Origin of the sequence: Dokdonella sp., from assembly GCF_019634775.1 — a bacterium.
In the GTDB taxonomy this organism is placed as follows: domain Bacteria; phylum Pseudomonadota; class Gammaproteobacteria; order Xanthomonadales; family Rhodanobacteraceae; genus Dokdonella.
The window spans coordinates 28,078-45,704 of record NZ_JAHCAS010000001.1; the positions used below are offsets into that span (position 1 = coordinate 28,078).

The following is a 17,627-nucleotide window of genomic DNA, read 5'->3' on the forward strand; positions in this document are numbered from 1 at the left end:
AGCTATTCATACAAACGAAATCCGGCGCGAAATCGTGACATCGCCGCTCACGCAGGCGTGCGGACGGTTATGCGCGCGCTTCCGCCGAGACGTGCCATCAGCGAACGCAGCGCCAGCGGCCTGAGCGGCTTGTGCAGCAGGTGCACGCCGGCGGCAAGCACGGCGTCGCGCACGACGTCGCCGTGGTCGGCCGTGATGATCACGCAGGGCAAGCCGCGCGCCTCGTCACCGAGCGCCGCACGCAGGTCGAGGCCGGTGACGCCGTGGTCGAGGTGGTAGTCGAACAGCAGCAGGTCGAAGCGTCCAGCGTCGGCGAATGCAGCCTGCGCCTGGTCGGGCGTCCGCGCGGCGGTGACCTCGCACCGCCAGCCTTCAAGCAATGTCTGCATGGCCTTGAGCACGGCCGGATCGTTGTCGACGACGAGCACGCGGCTGCATGGCAGGACGTTGACCGGCGCCGCAGTCGCGACCACGGCGGGTACCTCTGGCGCCACGATCGGCACTTCGATCGCGAACATCGTGCCGCGGCCCGGCGTCGAACGCAGGCGCAGGCGATGTCCGAGCAGGCGCGCGATGCGCCGCGCTATGGCGAGGCCAAGACCGAGCCCCTCGCCGGTATCGCCAAGACGGCGGAACTCCTCGAAGATCAATTCGTGGTCGCCTTCGGCGATGCCGGGGCCGCTGTCCCAGACCTCGATCGACAGCGCATCGCCGCGGCGCCGGCAGCCGAGCACGATCCGCCCATGCAACGTATGGCGTACCGCATTGGCCAGGAAGTTCTGCACCACGCGGCGCAACAATTGCGGGTCGCTGCGCACCCAGGCACGGGAACCGATGCAACGCAGGGCCAGGCCCTTGTCCGCGGCGAGCACGCTGAACTCGGCGGCGAGTCCACGCAGCCAGTCGTCGACGCACCAGACCTGTACGCTGGCCTGCATGCGCCCCGACTCCAGCCGCGACATGTCAAGCAGGCCGGCGAGCAAACCCTCGGCCGAGGTCAGCGCACCGTCGATGTGAGCAACGGCTTCGCGGTACTCGTCGTGCACCAGGCGCTGTGCGAGAGCATGCGTGAACAGATGCGCGGCATTGAGCGGCTGGGCGAGGTCGTGGCTGACCGCGGCAAGGAATCGTGACTTCGCGCGATTCGCGCGCTCGGCCTCGCCGGTCGCAGCGGCCAGTTCAGCGGTTCGCGCCTCGACGCGCTGTTCGAGCGTCTCGGCGACCCGTTTCAGTTCGGCCTCGCTGTGGCGGAACGCGGTGACGTCGGTGAAGGTCGCGACGAAACCGCCGCCCGGCATCGGGTTGCCGCGGATCTCGACCACGCGATCGCCATGGGCGCCGGCGAAGCGCCGCTCGGTGACATAGGGAGTCCCGGCACGCATGTGGGCGATACGCTTGCGTACCTCTGCTTCGACGTCGGCACTGCCGGCGAGTCCGCGGCGCGCGTTGAAGCGCACCAGGTCCTCGATGGACACGCCGACCCGCAGCAGTTCGCGTGGATAGCCGAACAGTTCGGCATACGGGCGGTTCCACGCCACCAGGGCAAGATCGCGGTCGACCACACTGATGCCCTGGCTCATGTTCTCCAGCGCCGCTTCGAGCACGCGCTGGTTGAAGCGCAGATCCTGCGAAGCCTCGCCGACGATCGTCGCCACCGTCTCGAGTTCGTCGGTGTGCTCGCGCCGCGCGACCGAAACGAGCAGGCGTGCCGAGGCGGCGCCAATCACCGCGGCGAGCTCGTGCTCGACCTCGGCGATCAGCGGCTCGGAGGCGGTCCCGCCGGTATCGTGGTCGCCGAACAGGGCCTGCACGCGCTCGGCCGGGAGGAAGCGCAAGGCCAGCTCGCGCAGTTCCACCGTACCGACCACGCCGAGCTCGCCGCGCGAGCGCGCATGGGCGAAGCGCGAGCCGGCAACCAAGGCCAGCACGGCAACGTTCGCAGCAAGGCTCACCGTGACGGCGCGCCCGATTCGGCTCCAGTCACCGAGGCCGAACAGTGCATCGGGAGCGAGCCAGGCGATGCCGAACGGCCCCTCCCGCAACCAGGCGCTCTCGCCTGCGAGCAATGCCGGCAGCAGCAGTGCGTACAGCCAGACCAGGGTGCCGACGACGAGACCGGCAGCGACGGCGCGCGCCCCGAGCTGTGGCCGATACACGGCGACGAGCACACCCGGTGCGATCGCCGACAGCGCCGAAAACGACACCGCACCTATGTCGGCCAGTGCGTCATTGGCGACGAGCACGCGGCTGTAGGCCCAGGCGAGCAGGATGACCACGAGGATGATCACGCGGCGCTGGACCAGTACCTCGCCGCGCAGGTCGCCCGCCAGGCCGCGGCTCCAGCCGGTACGCACACGCAACGGCGCGATCCAGTGGTTGCCGATCATCAGGCTGAGAGCCAGCGTGGCGATCACGACCATGCTCGTCGCCGCGCTCAGGCCGCCGAGGAAGGCGACGAGGGCGAGTGCATTCTGCCCTTCGGCCAGCGGCAGGGCGAGCACATACAGGTCTGAGGGCACCCCGAGTGGCGCCAGCATCGCATCGCCCGCGCGCGCCAGCGGCAGGATCGGCAGCGCGATCAGCAACATGTACAACGGGAACAGCCAGCGTGCCGTTCGCACGTGGCCCGGATCGCGGCATTCGACGACGCCGGCATGGAACTGATGCGGCAGGGTGAACATCGCCAGCGCACCGAGGACGACCAGAGCGGCGAAGCCGGAGGTATCGGCAGCGGATTCGCGCGCCGGAGCGGCCGGCAGGTCGATGCCGAACCAGACCAGCGCGCCGAGGGCGAGCATGGCGAGGAGCTTGAACATCGACTCGAACGCCATCGCCAGCACGAGGCCACGGTTGTGCTCGGTCGCGCTGGCGCGGCGTGCACCGAACAGCATCGCGAACAGGGCCATCGCCAACGCAACCCACAAGGCACTGTCCTGCCACGCGGGCGCGATCAGCTCCTGGCGTCGACCGAGCATGCCGTAGCTCATCGCCACGGCCTTGAGCTGCAATGCGATGTACGGAACGATGCCAATGACCGCCACCGTGGTGACCAGTGCGGCGATCGCCGGACTGCGACCGAGGCGGATGGCTACCAGATCGGCGACCGAACTGCTGTTGTGGGCGCGCGCGATGGTGACCAGGCGCATGAGCAGACCGAACGCGAACACGTACAGCAGGATCGTGCCGACGAAGGTCGGCGGCAGCCACCAGCCCGAACGTGCGGCTTGGGTGACCGTGCCGTAGAACGTCCACGACGTGCAGTAGACCGCGAGCGAGAGCGCGTAGACGATCGACCAGTGGCGTGCGAACACCCCCTCACGGCGATCACCGAGCAGGGCGACACCAAACAGCAGGCCGAGCCAGAGCAAGCCAGCGGCAATGACGCCGAGATCAGACAGCATGACCGTGGTCCGGGGGGGACGGCGTTTGCGCCGGGTGGATGCAGGCATCGCCCCTGAAGGGGCTCCTGCAGCGCGTGGAACCCGTAGGAGCCCCTTCAGGGGCGATCCCGCCCCCTGTCCCGCCTACTCGAGCGGCGCCCCCAGCGCGGCGGCGGCTTTCGCAAGCCAGCGCAACTGCACACCGTCGCGCGTGTCGTAGTCCACTCCGCCGTAGCCCCACCAGTCCCAGCATGCCTTCGGATTCAACGGCGCGAAACTCGCTCGCGTCTGAGGATACAGCACGACCACGCCGTAGGCGTCGGCCCAGCGGTTGTAGCCGGCATCGCGCACGAAGGCCTCGCCGATCGCATCGGCGTTCTGCTGGCAACCATGGAAGGCGATGTGCAGGCCACAGGTTTCGCCGGCCGCGCAGGCTTTGGGCACGTAGACGAAACCTTGTTCGGCGAGCATCGCGTCCTTGCCATCGGCGCGGTAGGCGTCCTGGTCGAAGCGGCGCAGTTCGCCGTCTGCCGCGCCGACGGCAGCCGGCGGCGGTCCATACAGCGCGGCAAAGAGCGCAGCGGCACCATCGAAACCGCATTGGCCGATGTACGGGCTTTCGCTGCGGTCGCAGGCCCCACCCTTGTCCATGGTCGGGAAGGTATGCGCGATCGCGCGCCCATCGTCGAGTTCGACGCGGGCTCCGCCGAGTTCGCGGTACAGCTCGGCTGCAGCGTTGCTGACAGCCATACCCACCGTGGTATCGAGCGCGCCGTGCATGACCAGCACCGCATCGCCGGCCAAGCCGTCGAGCGCGGCAATGCGCCCGCCCGCGGCACGTGCGCGAACCGTGTCGGCGAGTGCGGCAACATCCGGCAGCATGCCGGCTTCCGGAGCAAGGCAGGAACCCAGGGCGATCTCGAGGCTGCCCTGCGCGCAACCATAGGGACCACCGGCGAACAACGCCGCACCCGCGATGCGGTCCGAATAGGCCAGATGCACCTGGGTCGCCATGTACGCACCCGACGACAAGCCGGAGACTGTCGTGCGCGCGGCGTCGAGCTTGAGCGCGGGCAGTCCGGCCGATGGCGCATCGCCCGAACAGGCGGTGGCGAACAGGGCCGACACCGCAAGCGCGGTGCCGGCCTTGGCCATGGAACGGCGCGGCAGGTTCATCAGAAGTTGTAGCGTGCAGTGATGTAGTAGTTGCGCGGCATGCCGTAGTACGCCGTCTGGATGTTGCCGACGCTGGAGAACTCCTGCGCATCCGTCTTGTACAGCTTGTCGGTCAGGTTGCGCACCCCGGCGCGGATCTGCCAACGATAGTCGGCGGAATCCCAGATGCCGAACAAGCCGACCAAGCCGAATGCGTCCTGCTTGAGCACATCGCGGTTGTCGACGCTGAGCCAGCTTTCGTCACGATAGGAAACGTCGCCGCCAACAGTCAGGCTGCCGGCATCGCCGAGCTGGAATACCTGGCTGGCAGCGAGGCGTGCGGTCCAACGCGGCGAGAACGGCACATGGTCGTGCAGGCCGGCAAGCGCCGGCGTGGTCTCCACGCGCGGATCGTTGAACTCCGCGTAACGCGCATTCATCCAGCCGACCTGGGCCGACAGGCGCGTGCCGTCACCGATCAGGGCCATGCCTTCGAACTCGACGCCGTCGATCTTCAGCTTGGCCGCGTTGAGTACCGGGAAGCTGCCGGCTTCCTCACCGCTGACGCGGGCCTGGAAGTCGTCGTAGTTGCTGTGGAAGGCGGTGATGCCGCCGAGCAGACGACCATCGGCCGAGCTCATCTTGAGGCCGATCTCGTAGGTCCAGACGAACTCCGGATCGAACTCGGGGCGTGCCGCTTCTGCGACCGCATTGGCGCGCCCGTTGAAACCACCCGACTTGAAACCACGGTTGGCCGAGACATAACCCATGAGCTGGTCGCTGAACTGCTTCTGCAGGCTCAGCGACGGCGTGACCGCGTTCCAGGTCTTCTTCGCGTCGAAGGCAACGGTGCCGTTCAGCGACGCCAGCACCGGCCCCCAGAACGTGCTCGTCGTGCGGTCGTAGTCCTTGGTCTCGCGCGTGTAGCGCAGGCCGGCGCCGAGGGTCCAGCTCGGCGCGAACTCCCAGTTGACCTGGCCATACGCGGCGGCGCTGCGCGTGGTCAGGTCGTCGTCGATCGTGCGCAGGAAGGTGATCGGCGTGCCGGCGAAACCGAAGAAGTCGTCGGCCCAGGCGAGCTGCGCGGACGGCACGTGCTCACGCATGTAGTACAGGCCCCAGGTCGCATGCAGGTTGCCGCCGTTGTCGTATTGCGCCTGCAGTTCCTGGCTGAACTGGTCCTGGTCGATGCCGACGTAGACGTCACCGAGCGAGAACTCCGAAGCGTCGATGTCGATGTAGGCCTTCGAGACGAGGTCGCGCCAGGCGGTGATGCTCTTGATCGTCCAGGCATCGGATGGCGTCCACGTCAACGCCGCCGAGGCACCCTTGTGGATGAGCTTCTGGCGCTCGTCAGGACCGAACGACGTGCGCGTGCGGTAATCGTAGCGATCCGCGTCGATCGGGCGCAGCACGATCGGGCCAAGCGCCAGGTCGGTGCGGATCAGCGGCGCCTCGGGATGACCGAGCGTCAGCGGATTGTCCTGGTGCGTGTAGTCGACGGCAAACACCGCCTTGAACGTGTCGCTCGGCCGGCCGACCAGCTTGAGGCGGATCGCTTCGTTGTCGTTGGAGTTGTAGCGCTTGCGTGTTGTCGGGTCCTTCACGTAGCCGTCGTTGTCGGTGCCGACCACGGCGGCGCTGATGCCCCAGCGGTCATTCAGCGGCGTGGCGACATAGGCCTTGGCCTCGAGCAGGCCGAAACTTCCGGCCGTGACCTCGACGCTGCCCGTGGTCTCGTCACCCGGCTCCTTGGTCACGATCTTGATCGCGCCGCCGGTCGAGTTCTTGCCGTACAGCGTGCCCTGCGGGCCACGCAGCACTTCGATGTGATCGACGTCAAACAGGTTGAACAGCGCGCCCTGGATGCGCGAGTAGTAGACGTCGTCGACGTACATGCCAACACCGGGATCGAAGGTCTGCAGCGCATCCGGCTGGCCGATGCCGCGGATGAACACGTTGACCGACGAGGACGAGCCACGGCCCTGCACGATGTTCATGTTGGGCACCGAGCCCTGCAAGCCATCGATGTTGCTGACCTGCATCTCGACGAGATCATCAGCCGTGAACGCGCTCACCGCGACCGGCACTTCCTGCAGGGTTTCCTCGCGGCGGCGTGCGGTGACGACGATGTCGTCGAGGCGCTGCGATTGCTCGGTGTCGTTCGACGGCGTCGCCGCCGATTCCTGCGCGAAAGTCGCGCCGGATGCCCAGACACCGAGCAGCAGGCCGATGGCAAGACTGATTCTGTTGCGCTTCATGACGCCCCCTTCTCTGGCGATCTGGCTGATGGGTAATCGGGTTCGGCAACCACGCGGCCCGCATGCGCGGGATCCCGGGCTCCGGCGGGGCGCAGTCTGGCGGCGATGCGCCGGGGGCGACACCTGTACCTTGGTACAGTGGGCCGCGCATGCCATGCCTGCCGATACTCCGCGACCATCGCGCGTGCCCTGGAGTCCCGGATGTCGCTGTTGATCGTGCTGGCCGCGCTGGCCTTCCTGATGCTGGTCGCCTACCGCGGCTACAGCGTCATCCTGTTCGCCCCGGTGGCCGCGCTCGGTGCCGTGCTGCTGACCGATCCGTCGCTGGTCGCACCGATGTTCACCGGCCTGTTCATGGACAAGATGGTCGGCTTCCTCAAGCTGTATTTCCCGGTGTTCGTGCTCGGCGCCGTGTTCGGCAAGCTGATCGAAATCTCGGGGTTCTCCAAATCGATCGTCGCCGCGACCATCCGCATGGTCGGCGCACAGCGCGCGATGCTGTCGATCGTACTGGTCTGCGCGCTGCTGACCTATGGCGGCGTGTCGCTGTTCGTCGTCGTGTTCGCGGTCTATCCATTCGCCGCCGAGTTGTTCCGCCAGAGCGACATCCCGAAGCGGCTGATCCCCGGCACGATCGCGCTCGGCGCGTTCACCTTCACGATGGACGCCCTGCCCGGTACGCCGCAGATCCAGAACATCATCCCGACCGGCTTCTTCGGTACCACCGGCTGGGCCGCGCCGGCGCTCGGCACGCTCGGCGGTCTGTTCATCCTCGTCGTCGGCATGCTCTACCTGGAGTCGCGCCGCCGCGCCGCCGCACGCGCCGGTGAAGGCTATGGCGGCAATCTGCTCAACGAGCCGGAGCCGTTTCGCGGTGACCGCCTCGCCCATCCGCTGATCGCGATCCTGCCGCTGGTGCTGGTCGGCGTGGCGAACTTCCTGTTCACGCGTTGGATTCCGCAGTTCTATGGCACCAGCCAGTCATTCGTGCCATCGGTGATCGGCAATCCGGCCCCGGTCGTGCAGGAAGTCGGCAAACTGGCTGCGATCTGGGCCGTGCAGGGCGCGCTGCTGGTCGGCATCGTCTGCGTGCTCGTGTTCGCCTGGCGCACCGTGTTCGCGAGCTTCGCCGAAGGCTCGAAGAACGCGGTCGGCGGTGCCCTGCTCGCCTCGATGAACACGGCGTCCGAATACGGCTTCGGTGCCGTCATCGCTGCCCTGCCCGGCTTCCTTGCCGTCGCTCACGCCCTGCAGTCGATTCCGAACCCGCTGGTCAACGAGGCCGTGTCGGTCACCGCCCTGGCCGGCATCACCGGCTCGGCCTCGGGCGGCATGAGCATCGCGCTCGCCGCGATGGCCGACAGCTTCATCGCCAACGCCAACGCCGCCGGCATCCCGATGGATGTCCTGCACCGCGTTGCTTCGATGGCCTCGGGCGGCATGGACACGCTGCCGCACAACGGCGCCGTCATCACCCTGCTCGCCGTGACCGGCTTGAGCCACCGCCAGAGCTACAAGGACATCTTCGCGATCACCGTCATCAAGACGCTGTCGGTGTTCGTCGTGATCGCGCTGTTCTACCTGACCGGGTGGGTTTGAGGGGCTCCGACGACCCGCCCCGCAATCCCGGCACGACGCTCGGACAACGCCGCGGGCGTACCGGCGTGGATTCCGGCGTCTGGCTGGCCATCAGGGAAGCCGAAGCGCTCAAGGGGTGAGGAAACAGCCTTCGAGGATATGCGTGCGGGTACGGCCGGCGGCTGTCGCTGCACGGCCGAACGCCGATTCTCCGTGGTCGGGTGGTCACCTATCAGGCCCACGCATCGCGCCAGTTGAGCCACCAGCGCTTGGGCTGTACCGGCAGGCGCGCCCACCATGCGTCGATCGCCTCGCGCGAACCCGTCTGCCAGGCGCGGCGATGGGTGGGGTCGACCGATACGCCAAGCGCACGCGCGAGGCGCGGATACAAGCGACCTGAAGCCAGCTCGGGATATTCGGTCAGCAGACTCAACAGCGTGATGGCATCGGTATCCTGGGCCACGTCGGCGACGCGATCGGCCACTCGCGCAAATGCGTCATGGTCTCCATGCGGGGAGAGCCGCTGTGTCTCGAAGGCAGCCATCGCCTGGCGCAACGCCGGCTCGGCATCCATTCGCAGCGGCAAGGTGATGCGCTCGCCGTCGAAATGCACTTCGAAACCTGCCGGAACGAGCTGTTCGTCCATTCCACTGCGCCAGGCGATCCAGCCGCTGTGGACGATAGCGCGCCCGCTGCCGTCAGCCTGCTTCCAGACCTCGAAATCGCAGCCGAGATCGACGATCTCGCGGTGCCTGTCGCTGAGGCCGAAATAGCCGGGCGGCGCCCAGATGCGTGCACGCAGATGCCCGTGCTCCAGATCGACGCGATGATGTGCCGTGCGCGTCTCGACCAGCCGCAGCACGGAATCGGGTGACAGCTCGATGCGACCGATGCGCGCGACCTCGATCGATGTGCCGGCGTCGCCGGTGGCGATGCGCTGCCCCTCGGCGAGCGTGCGCATGGGTCCGTCGAGCGCCCACGATCGCCCAGCCTCCCATTGCAGGCGATGGTGGTGCAGACCGGACACGATCAGCATCACGGCCGCGGCTGCGAGGGGCCACCACCGCCCAACCGAACGACGCCGGCGCACGATCCGCAACGCCGGCCAGCGGGCGATGCCGCGCGCGGCGACAGAGTACGGCGCCAGCATCGCGCGCAGACCGACCAGTTCCGCGTCGGGCGCAGCCTCGGGATCCCACAGCGGATCGTCATCGATCATGGTGATGTCTCCTTCGCGATCGCATCCTCGGTGATGCCGAGCGCGGCGCGCAGCAAGCGCATGCCGCGATGCAGGTTGACGCGCACGGAACCCGCGCCGAGGCCGGTGAGCGCGGCGATCTCGGCACCGCCGAGGCCCTCAACGAGGCGCAGCATCAGGGTCTCGCGATAAGCCTCGGGCAGGCTCGAGATCGCGCCGAGCACGCGCGCGGCCTCGGCACGCTGTTCGGGTGTCGCCTGCGGGTCGGGGATTTCTTCCGGAACTTCGGCCAGGGCTTCGCGCGACGGCAGCTCGATGCGCCGCGCGATCACGGCGATCCAGGCGCCGAAGCGCCCGTCCTCGCGCAACTGGTCGAGACGCGCAAAGGCCAGGGCGAAACACTCCTGGGTCAGTTCGTCGGCGAGCGCAGGGCGCGTGCGGCCAAGTAGGATCGCATGCACGAGCGGGGCAAAACGGGTGTAGAGCTCAGCGAAAGCCTGCTGCGAACCGCGCCGCGCCGCGCGCGTCCACAACGCGACATCGAAGGCAACGGGCTTCGCGGTGGTCGGTTGCAAGTAGGCATCCATCCGCTACGGGAGGGCTCCCGCGGGCGCGGCGTTAACAAGGGATGCTCTGATCAATCCCACAACGGCGCCACCGTCCAGTGCGGGCGCAGATCAAGGCGCGACGGCGAAGGCAGGCCGCCTGTCGAGCCGGCGCAACGCCGAGCTGCGCCCGCACAGGACGGCCCCAACCTTGCGGATGTCATGACGCCATTGCGGGATTGATCAATGCATCCCAAGGGTTTCGATTCATCTCCAGCGTGGCTGCAACCGATCGCGCGAGACCTGTACCGGCGGGAGCGATTGCAGCCGCGATCAGTGCGGATCAGCACTCCCTGAAGGTTAACGCAGGCCGCGCCAGCGCACTCGTGTAAGCAAACCCCCGAGGAGTCTGTCACCGATGCGTCACTTGTCCATCCTGTTGTTCGTGCTGCTGGTGCTGCTCGTGGGCTGCACACCGGCACTGGCCGGCGTTCCGCGCTGGGATGCCCTGCCTGCCCTTGATGTCGAACATCTGGCCGGCCCGCATGCCGGCACGCGCGTCTGCCCGATGTGCCGATACGGCTACGATGCCGGCCTGCTCGTCCTCGTGCCGGCGGCGCTGGCGGAAGGCGCAGCAGCCGAGATGAGCGGTCGGCTCGGTGACGTCGCACGCCGGATCGGCGACGAACGCTTCCGTGCCTTCATCGTCGTGGAAGGCACGCCGGCGCCTGCCTTGCTCGACCGCCTGCGCAGCGACGCGCCGGGCTGGCATGTGGCCCGCGGTGAGCGCTTCCCGGACGCGCTGTTCGACAGCCCAGATCGCAGCGTCGCCTACGTGTTTGCCCAACGCCGCGTGCTCGCCCAGTTCGATCCGCGAGACACGTCCATCGATGTCGATGCACACGCGCACGCAGCGATGCGCCTTCTTGCCGCGACCTACGCGCACGCAGTCTCCGACATCGACCCCGACACCCCGAAGGGCAAGCTCTGGCTCGCACCGATGCACCTCGATCACCGTGCGCGGATCGGTGCCGACGATTCGGCACCCGCGCGCCGCATCTGCCTGGTCGATGCGGCTGGTCGGCCCATGCCGGGTACGCTGCTGGCCCTGCGCAGCGTCCCGAGCATGCGCGTACGCCCTTCGCAATGGCTGCGCACCGATGACGAGGGCTGCCTGAGCCTGAGCGGTGCGGACGCGACCGTCGAACTGCATGCCGAAGGCTTCGTGGTCGACGGCAGCGCATTCGCCGCGCAACTCGATACACAACCACGCGACATGCCCTTGCGCCCGCGGCTGCACCGCACCGATGGATCGGCAGTGAGCGGCCGCGAGCGCGTCGTCGGGCTGCCCTGCGAAGACTGCGCGGACATCCTCGCCACGGCGCCGACCTCGTTCGCGTCGCAGGCAAGCCTGGCCGATCTTTCGGAACCCGGCGAACGCCTGCACGTTTCCGGGGTGGTGCGCGACCGCAGCGGACATCCGCGCGCGGGTGTGATCCTGTTCGCCTACCAGACCGACGCCGCCGGCCTCTACCACCCCGACCCGCGAGCGGGAGGCCTGCCGTCAGCACAGGCGCGCCTGCGCGGCTGGGTGCGCAGCGACAGCGACGGGCGCTATCGGCTGGACACGATCAGGCCCGGCCACTATCCCGGCCGCGCGGTACCGGCGCACATCCACCTGCACGTGGTCGAACCGGGACGTTGCACCTGGTACGCCGGCGACATCCTGTTCTCCGACGACCCCCTCCTCGACACGACCACACGTGCCGAGAGCAACAGGGCTCATGGCGGCAGCGGGATCGTCGATCCGAGGCGCGGCAGCGATGGTTCTTGGAGCGCCGAGCGCGATCTCATGCTCGGCCTCGATGTGGCGGGCTACGAGGCCTGCAGGGCAACCGACTCTTCGTGACGGCGGGAGCCCTGCACGATCTCCGGAGGCCGACCTTGCGCCAGGAAGCGAGGTGTCTCTAGCATTCGGAGTTCACGACTTCCGGGGAACCGTCCTTGAAACGACTCGCCTTTGCGATCGCCGCTACGATCGCTGGTCCTGGCGCACTTGCCGCGCACACCTCCACCACTGAATCCACCTGGCTGCGAGTCGACGCCTCCGCGTCCGCACTCGTGCAATTCAGTGCGCGCGGCAGCACGGCGATCGACTACGGCCGCTTCCAGTGGCTGCCGGCCTCGGCCGTCGACGCCGATGCGCTGCACGCCGCCGGGGTGCGGGTCGAACAGATCGCCGACGCCTACCTGCTCGATCTCGGTGGCTCGCGCTTCGACCCACTGGTGGCGGTGCCGGCAACGACCGCGCCGCGCGACAGCGGTGCCGACTGGCGCCTCGTGCAGTTCAAGGGCCCGGTCAAGGCCGAGTGGCTCGCACGCCTGCGCGCCGATGGCGCGATCCCGGCACAGTACATCCATCCGTTCGCCTATGTGGTCTGGAGCGACGCATCCACGCTCGCGCGCAGTGCCGCGCGCGAGGAAATCCGCTGGAGCGGCGAGTTCCAGACCGCGTTCCGCGTGCAGCCGGAACAGCGCGCCTTCGCCGCGACACGCCGTCCGACCCTGGCCTTGGTCAGCCGCCATCGCGATACGCAACTCATGCTCGGCGAGATCAAAGCGCTCGGCGTGCAGGTCGAATCGTTCACGCCAGTCGACGAGCATTTCGCGGTCGTGCATCTCGACGCGCCGGGCGACCGCTATCTCGACCTCGCCGCTCTCGCCGGCGTCTACACCGTGCAGGACAGTCCCGCCACCGGCGGCCCACGCGGCGAGATGAGCAACCAGTCGATCGTCGGCGCACACGCTGCAGCGCCCCCATACACGATCGTGCCGGGCTATGCGACCTGGCTCGATGCACTCGGCTACGACGGCACCGGCGTCATCGCCAGTGTGATCGACGGCGGCATCCGCACGACACACACCGACCTCGCATCGCGCATGTTGCCCTGTGTGTCCGCAGGCGGCTCGCCGACGAGCTGCACGAGCGGCAACAACTCGCATGGCACCCATGTTGCGGGCGCGATCGCCGGCACCGGTGCGAGCGGCATCTCGCTCAATGGTTTCCTGCGCGGCCAGGGCGTCGCGCCGGGCGCAAACCTGGTGCAGCAGCGATACAACGCATTCCTCGGCTCGGGCAGCGGCTCGATGATTGCCAACGGCATGCTCACCCTGCTCAAGGAGGCCAGTCTGAGCAGTGCCGTACTGACCAACAACTCGTGGGGACCGACCTCGACACCGCAGGGTTACGACATCCCGACCCAACAGGTCGACATTGCCACGCGCGATGCCAATGCCGATGTTCCCGGCAACCAGCAACTGCTCAATGTCTGGTCGATCATGAACGGCAACGGCGATCGCCCGAGTGGGGCCTGCGCACCTTCGTCGCTGGGATCGCCCGACGAGGCGAAGAACCTTTTCGCCATCGGCTCGACGACCCTGCAGAACACGTCCGGCGTGCAGCAGGCCGGCATCTTCAACGTGTCGGCCAACTCCGCGCACGGCAATGCCTGCGATGGCCGCCGCGTGCCGCACATGGTCGCCCCGGGTTGCTACACCGATTCCACTGGCAGCAGCAGCGATACCGCGTTCGGCTTCAACTGCGGCACCTCGATGGCCTCACCTGTCGCCACCGGCGCCGCAGCCGTGTTCATCGAGAAGTATCGTGCCGAACACGGTGCCGCGACGCCGAGCCCGGCGCTGGTGAAGGCCGCGTTCACGGCCGTCGCCAAGGACCTGTCCGGCTTCAACGACGCCGACGGCCGCACCATGGGTCATCGCCCGGATCGCTTCCAGGGCTACGGACGTCTCGATCTCGATGCCGTCGCCGATCCGGTCGTTCCGGTGCTGTACTTCGATCAGGCCGTGGTACTCGACGCGACCGGTGCGAGCTGGACGCGCCAGGTGACGCCGGTCGACCCGTCACGCCCCGTGCGCATCATGCTTGCCTGGACCGATGCCAAGGGCCACGGCCTCGGCGGCACGACGCCGGCCTGGGTCAACGACCTCGACCTCACGGTGACCAGCAACAATGTCAGCTACCGCGGCAACGTCATCGGCGCCGACGGATGGTCGGCCAGCGGCGGCAGTGCCGACACGAAGAACAACCTCGAAGGCGTGTTCCTTGGTCCGGATCAACTCGGCGGACCGATCGCGATCCAGGTACTCGCCGCGAACCTGGGCTCCGATGCGCTGAATCCGTACACGCCCGGCGCACCGGCCCAGGACTTCGCCCTGGTCTGCTACAACTGCAGCGATGCCCCGCTCGGCAGCGCCGATCTCGGCCTGTCGATGGCGGGCGTACCGGCGGTTGCCAAGCCGGGCGGCAGCGTCCACTTCGTCGCCAGCATCGTCAACTTCAGTGGCGATCCCGTGCCGAACGTGAAACTGGTACTCGAACTCGCCGATGGACTTTCCTACGTCGGAAACCGCTCCGTCACCGGTGGCGGAAACTGGATCTGCACCGGCACGACGACCGTCGAGTGCACGCTCGAAGGCGATAGCATCGCCCCCGGCACCTTCGCCCGCATCCTCGACATCGAAGCGCAGGTCGATGGCGATGCTGTTCCGGGCAGTGTCCTGGTCAGCACCGGCACGGCGAGTGCCGACCAGTTCGCCGACCCGAATGCGGTGAACGACAGTGCCTCGGTCACGACACTGATCAGCGATTCGATCTTCGCGGACGGGTTCGACTGAGCGGCCCGTCTCCGCAGGAAGCCCCGCAGGAGCCCCTGCAGGGGCGATGCTCTCCGGCGCACAAACGAAAAGCATCGCCCGTACACGGGCTCCTGCAGCCGGCTTTCAGACCCACAAAAAAGCGGGCCGTAGCCCGCTTTTTTTGTTTGCCATCGTGTCAGGCGTGGCTCAGAGGCCTTCGCCCTCGGCCACTGCCTTCATCGACAGGCGGATGCGACCCTGCTTGTCGACTTCGAGCACCTTGACCTTGACGACATCGCCTTCCTTGAGCTTGTCGGAGACCTTCTCGACGCGCTCGTTGGAAATCTGCGAGACGTGGACGAGGCCATCCTTGCCCGGCAGGATCGTGACGAAGGCGCCGAAATCCATCAGCTTGGCGACCTTGCCCTCGTAGATGCGGCCCGGTTCGACGTCGGAGACGATCATCTCGATGCGCTTCTTCGCTTCGTCGGCGGCAGCGCGATTGACCGAGGCAATGACCACGCGACCGTCGTCGGTGATGTCGATCGTGGTGCCGGTTTCCTCGGTGATCGAGCGGATCACCGAACCGCCCTTGCCGATCACTTCGCGGATCTTGTCCGGGTGGATGTGCATGGTCAGCAGGCGCGGCGCGTATTCGCTCATCTCGGTGCGCGCGGCGCTGATCGCCTTGTTCATCTCGCCGAGGATATGCAGGCGGCCCTCTTTGGCTTGGGCCAGCGCGACCTTCATGATCTCCTCGGTGATGCCGTCGATCTTGATGTCCATCTGCAAGGCGCTGATGCCGTCGGCGGTGCCTGCGACCTTGAAGTCCATGTCGCCGAGGTGGTCCTCGTCACCGAGGATGTCGGAGAGCACGACGAAATCGTTGCCTTCCTTGACCAGACCCATGGCGATGCCGGCAACCGGCGCCTTGAGCGGCACGCCGGCATCCATCATGGCCAGCGAGGAACCGCACACCGAGGCCATCGACGACGAGCCGTTCGACTCGGTGATTTCCGAGACCACGCGCAGCACGTACGGGAATTCCTCGATGCTCGGCTTGACCGCGAGCACGCCGCGCTTGGCGAGGCGGCCATGACCGATCTCGCGGCGCTTCGGGCCCATCATGCGACCGGCCTCGCCGACCGAGTACGGCGGGAAGTTGTAGTGGAACAGGAAGGTGTCCTTCCACTCGCCCTCGACCGCGTCGATGACCTGCGCGTCGCGCCCGGTGCCGAGCGTGACCGTGACGATCGCCTGGGTCTCGCCGCGGGTGAACAGCGCCGAGCCGTGCACGCGCGGCAGCACGCCGGTGCGGATAGTGATCGGACGTACCGTGGTGAGGTCACGGCCATCGATGCGCGTCTTGGTCGAAAGGACCGAGCGGCGCAGGGTGTTGTATTCGAGGTCACCGAATTCCTTGGCGATGTCGCCGACGGCCCAGCCGTTGGCTTCGGCCTGCGGCTTGAGATCCTCGATGACGCTCTTCTTCAGCGCGGAGATGGCATCACGGCGCTCGAGTTTGTCGCGCACCGCATACGCCTTGGCAAGCTGGTCGCCGACAAGGCCAGAAACCGCGGAAATGAGGGCATCGTTCTTCGCCGGCGCCTGCCACGCCCACGGCTTCACACCGACCTCGGTGGCCAGCTCGTTGATCGCACGGATGACGGTCTGCATCTGCTGATGGCCAAACATGACCGCACCAAGCATGACCTCCTCACTGAGCAGCTTGGCCTCCGACTCGACCATCAGCACAGCGTTGCTGGTACCGGCGACGACGAGCTCGAGCTCGGAGGTCTTCAGTTCGGTCGCAGTCGGGTTGAGGATGTACTGCCCGTTCGCATAGCCGACCTTGGCCGCGCCGATCGGGCCGGCGAACGGCAGCCCGGACAGGGCGAGCGCGGCGGATGCGCCAATCATCGACAGCACGTCACCGTCGATCTCCGGGTTCAGCGACATCACCGTGGCGATGATCTGGACTTCGTTCTTGAAGTCTTCCGGGAACAGCGGGCGAATCGGACGGTCGATCAGGCGCGAGGTCAGCGTCTCCTTCTCGGTCTGGCGACCCTCACGCTTGAAGAAGCCCCCGGGGATGCGCCCACCGGCGTAGAACTTCTCCTGATAGTCGACGGTGAGCGGGAAGAAATCCTGCCCCTCGCGCGCCGACTTCGCGCCGACTGCGGTGACCAGCACGACGGTGTCGTCCATGCGGACGATGACCGCGCCACTGGCCTGGCGGGCGATTTCGCCCGTTTCCAGCGTGACCTGATGTTTGCCGTACTGGAAAGACTTGGTTACTTTCGCCACGTTGATTGTCCTGTCTGGAAAGGCGCACTCCCCACGGAGCCCGCTCGTGCTTCACTTGAAAAGCGCGGCCATGAATGGCCGCTCTGGAGTTTCACGTCGTGCGGAGTGCATGCGCCCATGAGCCGGCAGATCCTGCCGCGCTCATGGACGGACGCACGCACTTACCTGCGCAGGCCGAGGCGTTCGATCAGCGACTTGTAGCGGTCGCCGTCCTTGCTCTTGAGGTAGTTCAGCAGGCGGCGGCGCTGGTTGACCATCTTGAGCAGGCCACGACGCGAGTGATGGTCCTTGTCGTGGTGGGCGAAGTGCGTCGAGAGGTGCTCGATGCGCGCGGACAGCAGGGCGACCTGCACTTCCGGCGAACCCGTGTCATTGGCGACGCGGCCGTAGTCCGCGATGATCTTGCTGGTCTGTTCTGCGTTGAGCGACATGGAAATCAACCTTGTTGGAGCAAGGCGAGGCTTGGGAACGGCCACCACCCGGTGACGGTTTCCAAACCCCGCGTGGAGGTTCGGGGGGATGAAAGCTCGCCATTTTAGCCGGCAAA

At 67.2% G+C, this 17,627-nt stretch carries 10 protein-coding genes; 3 read left to right on the forward strand and 7 right to left on the reverse strand.

Annotation, left to right across the window (positions count from 1 at the left end; all coding sequences use genetic code 11):
- Positions 1-47 precede the first annotated feature (47 nt).
- The 3 genes from KF907_RS00100 to KF907_RS00110 form a co-directional block, all read right to left on the reverse strand.
- Positions 48-3,401 carry a hybrid sensor histidine kinase/response regulator gene (locus KF907_RS00100; RefSeq protein WP_291216808.1) on the reverse strand — a complete coding sequence of 1,118 codons (3,354 nt, stop codon included), beginning with the start codon at positions 3,399-3,401 and terminating at the stop codon, positions 48-50.
- A 123-nt stretch (positions 3,402-3,524) separates the two neighbouring features.
- Positions 3,525-4,556 carry an extracellular catalytic domain type 2 short-chain-length polyhydroxyalkanoate depolymerase gene (locus tag KF907_RS00105; RefSeq protein ID WP_291216811.1) on the reverse strand — a complete coding sequence of 344 codons (1,032 nt, stop codon included), beginning with the start codon at positions 4,554-4,556 and terminating at the stop codon, positions 3,525-3,527.
- Positions 4,556-6,796, reverse strand: coding sequence for a TonB-dependent receptor (locus KF907_RS00110; RefSeq protein WP_291216813.1), 2,241 nt, complete (start codon positions 6,794-6,796; stop codon positions 4,556-4,558). The genes KF907_RS00105 and KF907_RS00110 overlap by 1 nt, the downstream gene beginning before the upstream one ends.
- 201 nt (positions 6,797-6,997) lie before the next feature.
- Between KF907_RS00110 and KF907_RS00115 the strand changes: the two genes are divergently transcribed.
- Entirely contained in the window at positions 6,998-8,395 is a 1,398-nt protein-coding gene (locus tag KF907_RS00115; RefSeq protein WP_291216816.1) for a GntP family permease, read from the forward strand.
- Between the two features lie 211 nt (positions 8,396-8,606).
- Here KF907_RS00115 and KF907_RS00120 read toward each other — a convergent pair whose 3' ends face one another.
- Positions 8,607-9,593: a hypothetical protein gene (locus tag KF907_RS00120; RefSeq protein WP_291216819.1), complete on the reverse strand. Its 987-nt coding sequence runs from the start codon at positions 9,591-9,593 to the stop codon at positions 8,607-8,609.
- Positions 9,590-10,147: an RNA polymerase sigma factor gene (locus tag KF907_RS00125; RefSeq protein WP_291216821.1), complete on the reverse strand. Its 558-nt coding sequence runs from the start codon at positions 10,145-10,147 to the stop codon at positions 9,590-9,592. Before KF907_RS00125 ends, KF907_RS00120 begins: the two co-directional genes overlap by 4 nt.
- Before the next feature lie 388 nt (positions 10,148-10,535).
- Here KF907_RS00125 and KF907_RS00130 point away from each other — a divergent pair, with 388 nt between their 5' ends.
- Positions 10,536-12,026: a dioxygenase family protein gene (locus tag KF907_RS00130; RefSeq protein ID WP_291216824.1), complete on the forward strand. Its 1,491-nt coding sequence runs from the start codon at positions 10,536-10,538 to the stop codon at positions 12,024-12,026.
- Positions 12,027-12,121: 95 nt separating this feature from the next.
- Positions 12,122-14,812 carry a S8 family serine peptidase gene (locus KF907_RS00135; protein WP_291216826.1) on the forward strand — a complete coding sequence of 897 codons (2,691 nt, stop codon included), beginning with the start codon at positions 12,122-12,124 and terminating at the stop codon, positions 14,810-14,812.
- A 168-nt stretch (positions 14,813-14,980) separates the two neighbouring features.
- Here KF907_RS00135 and pnp read toward each other — a convergent pair whose 3' ends face one another.
- Together pnp and rpsO are read right to left on the reverse strand one after the other, a co-directional pair.
- Entirely contained in the window at positions 14,981-17,080 is a 2,100-nt protein-coding gene (gene pnp / locus KF907_RS00140; RefSeq protein WP_291216829.1) for a polyribonucleotide nucleotidyltransferase, read from the reverse strand.
- Positions 17,081-17,241: 161 nt separating this feature from the next.
- The gene (gene rpsO / locus KF907_RS00145) at positions 17,242-17,511 is read right to left on the reverse strand and encodes a 30S ribosomal protein S15 (RefSeq protein ID WP_291216831.1); all 270 of its coding nucleotides are present in this window, start codon (positions 17,509-17,511) and stop codon (positions 17,242-17,244) included.
- Positions 17,512-17,627 lie beyond the last annotated feature (116 nt).

What these genes read in the sequence shown, in the direction of transcription:
- KF907_RS00130 (WP_291216824.1), top strand. Translation starts at nt 10,536, where the DNA reads ATGCGTCACTTGTCCATCCTGTTGTTCGTGCTGCTGGTGCTGCTCGTG.
- rpsO (WP_291216831.1), bottom strand. Translation starts at nt 17,511, where the DNA reads ATGTCGCTCAACGCAGAACAGACCAGCAAGATCATCGCGGACTACGGC.
- KF907_RS00110 (WP_291216813.1), bottom strand. Translation starts at nt 6,796, where the DNA reads ATGAAGCGCAACAGAATCAGTCTTGCCATCGGCCTGCTGCTCGGTGTC.
- KF907_RS00100 (WP_291216808.1), bottom strand. Translation starts at nt 3,401, where the DNA reads ATGCTGTCTGATCTCGGCGTCATTGCCGCTGGCTTGCTCTGGCTCGGC.
- KF907_RS00120 (WP_291216819.1), bottom strand. Translation starts at nt 9,593, where the DNA reads ATGATCGATGACGATCCGCTGTGGGATCCCGAGGCTGCGCCCGACGCG.
- KF907_RS00115 (WP_291216816.1), top strand. Translation starts at nt 6,998, where the DNA reads ATGTCGCTGTTGATCGTGCTGGCCGCGCTGGCCTTCCTGATGCTGGTC.
- KF907_RS00105 (WP_291216811.1), bottom strand. Translation starts at nt 4,556, where the DNA reads ATGAACCTGCCGCGCCGTTCCATGGCCAAGGCCGGCACCGCGCTTGCG.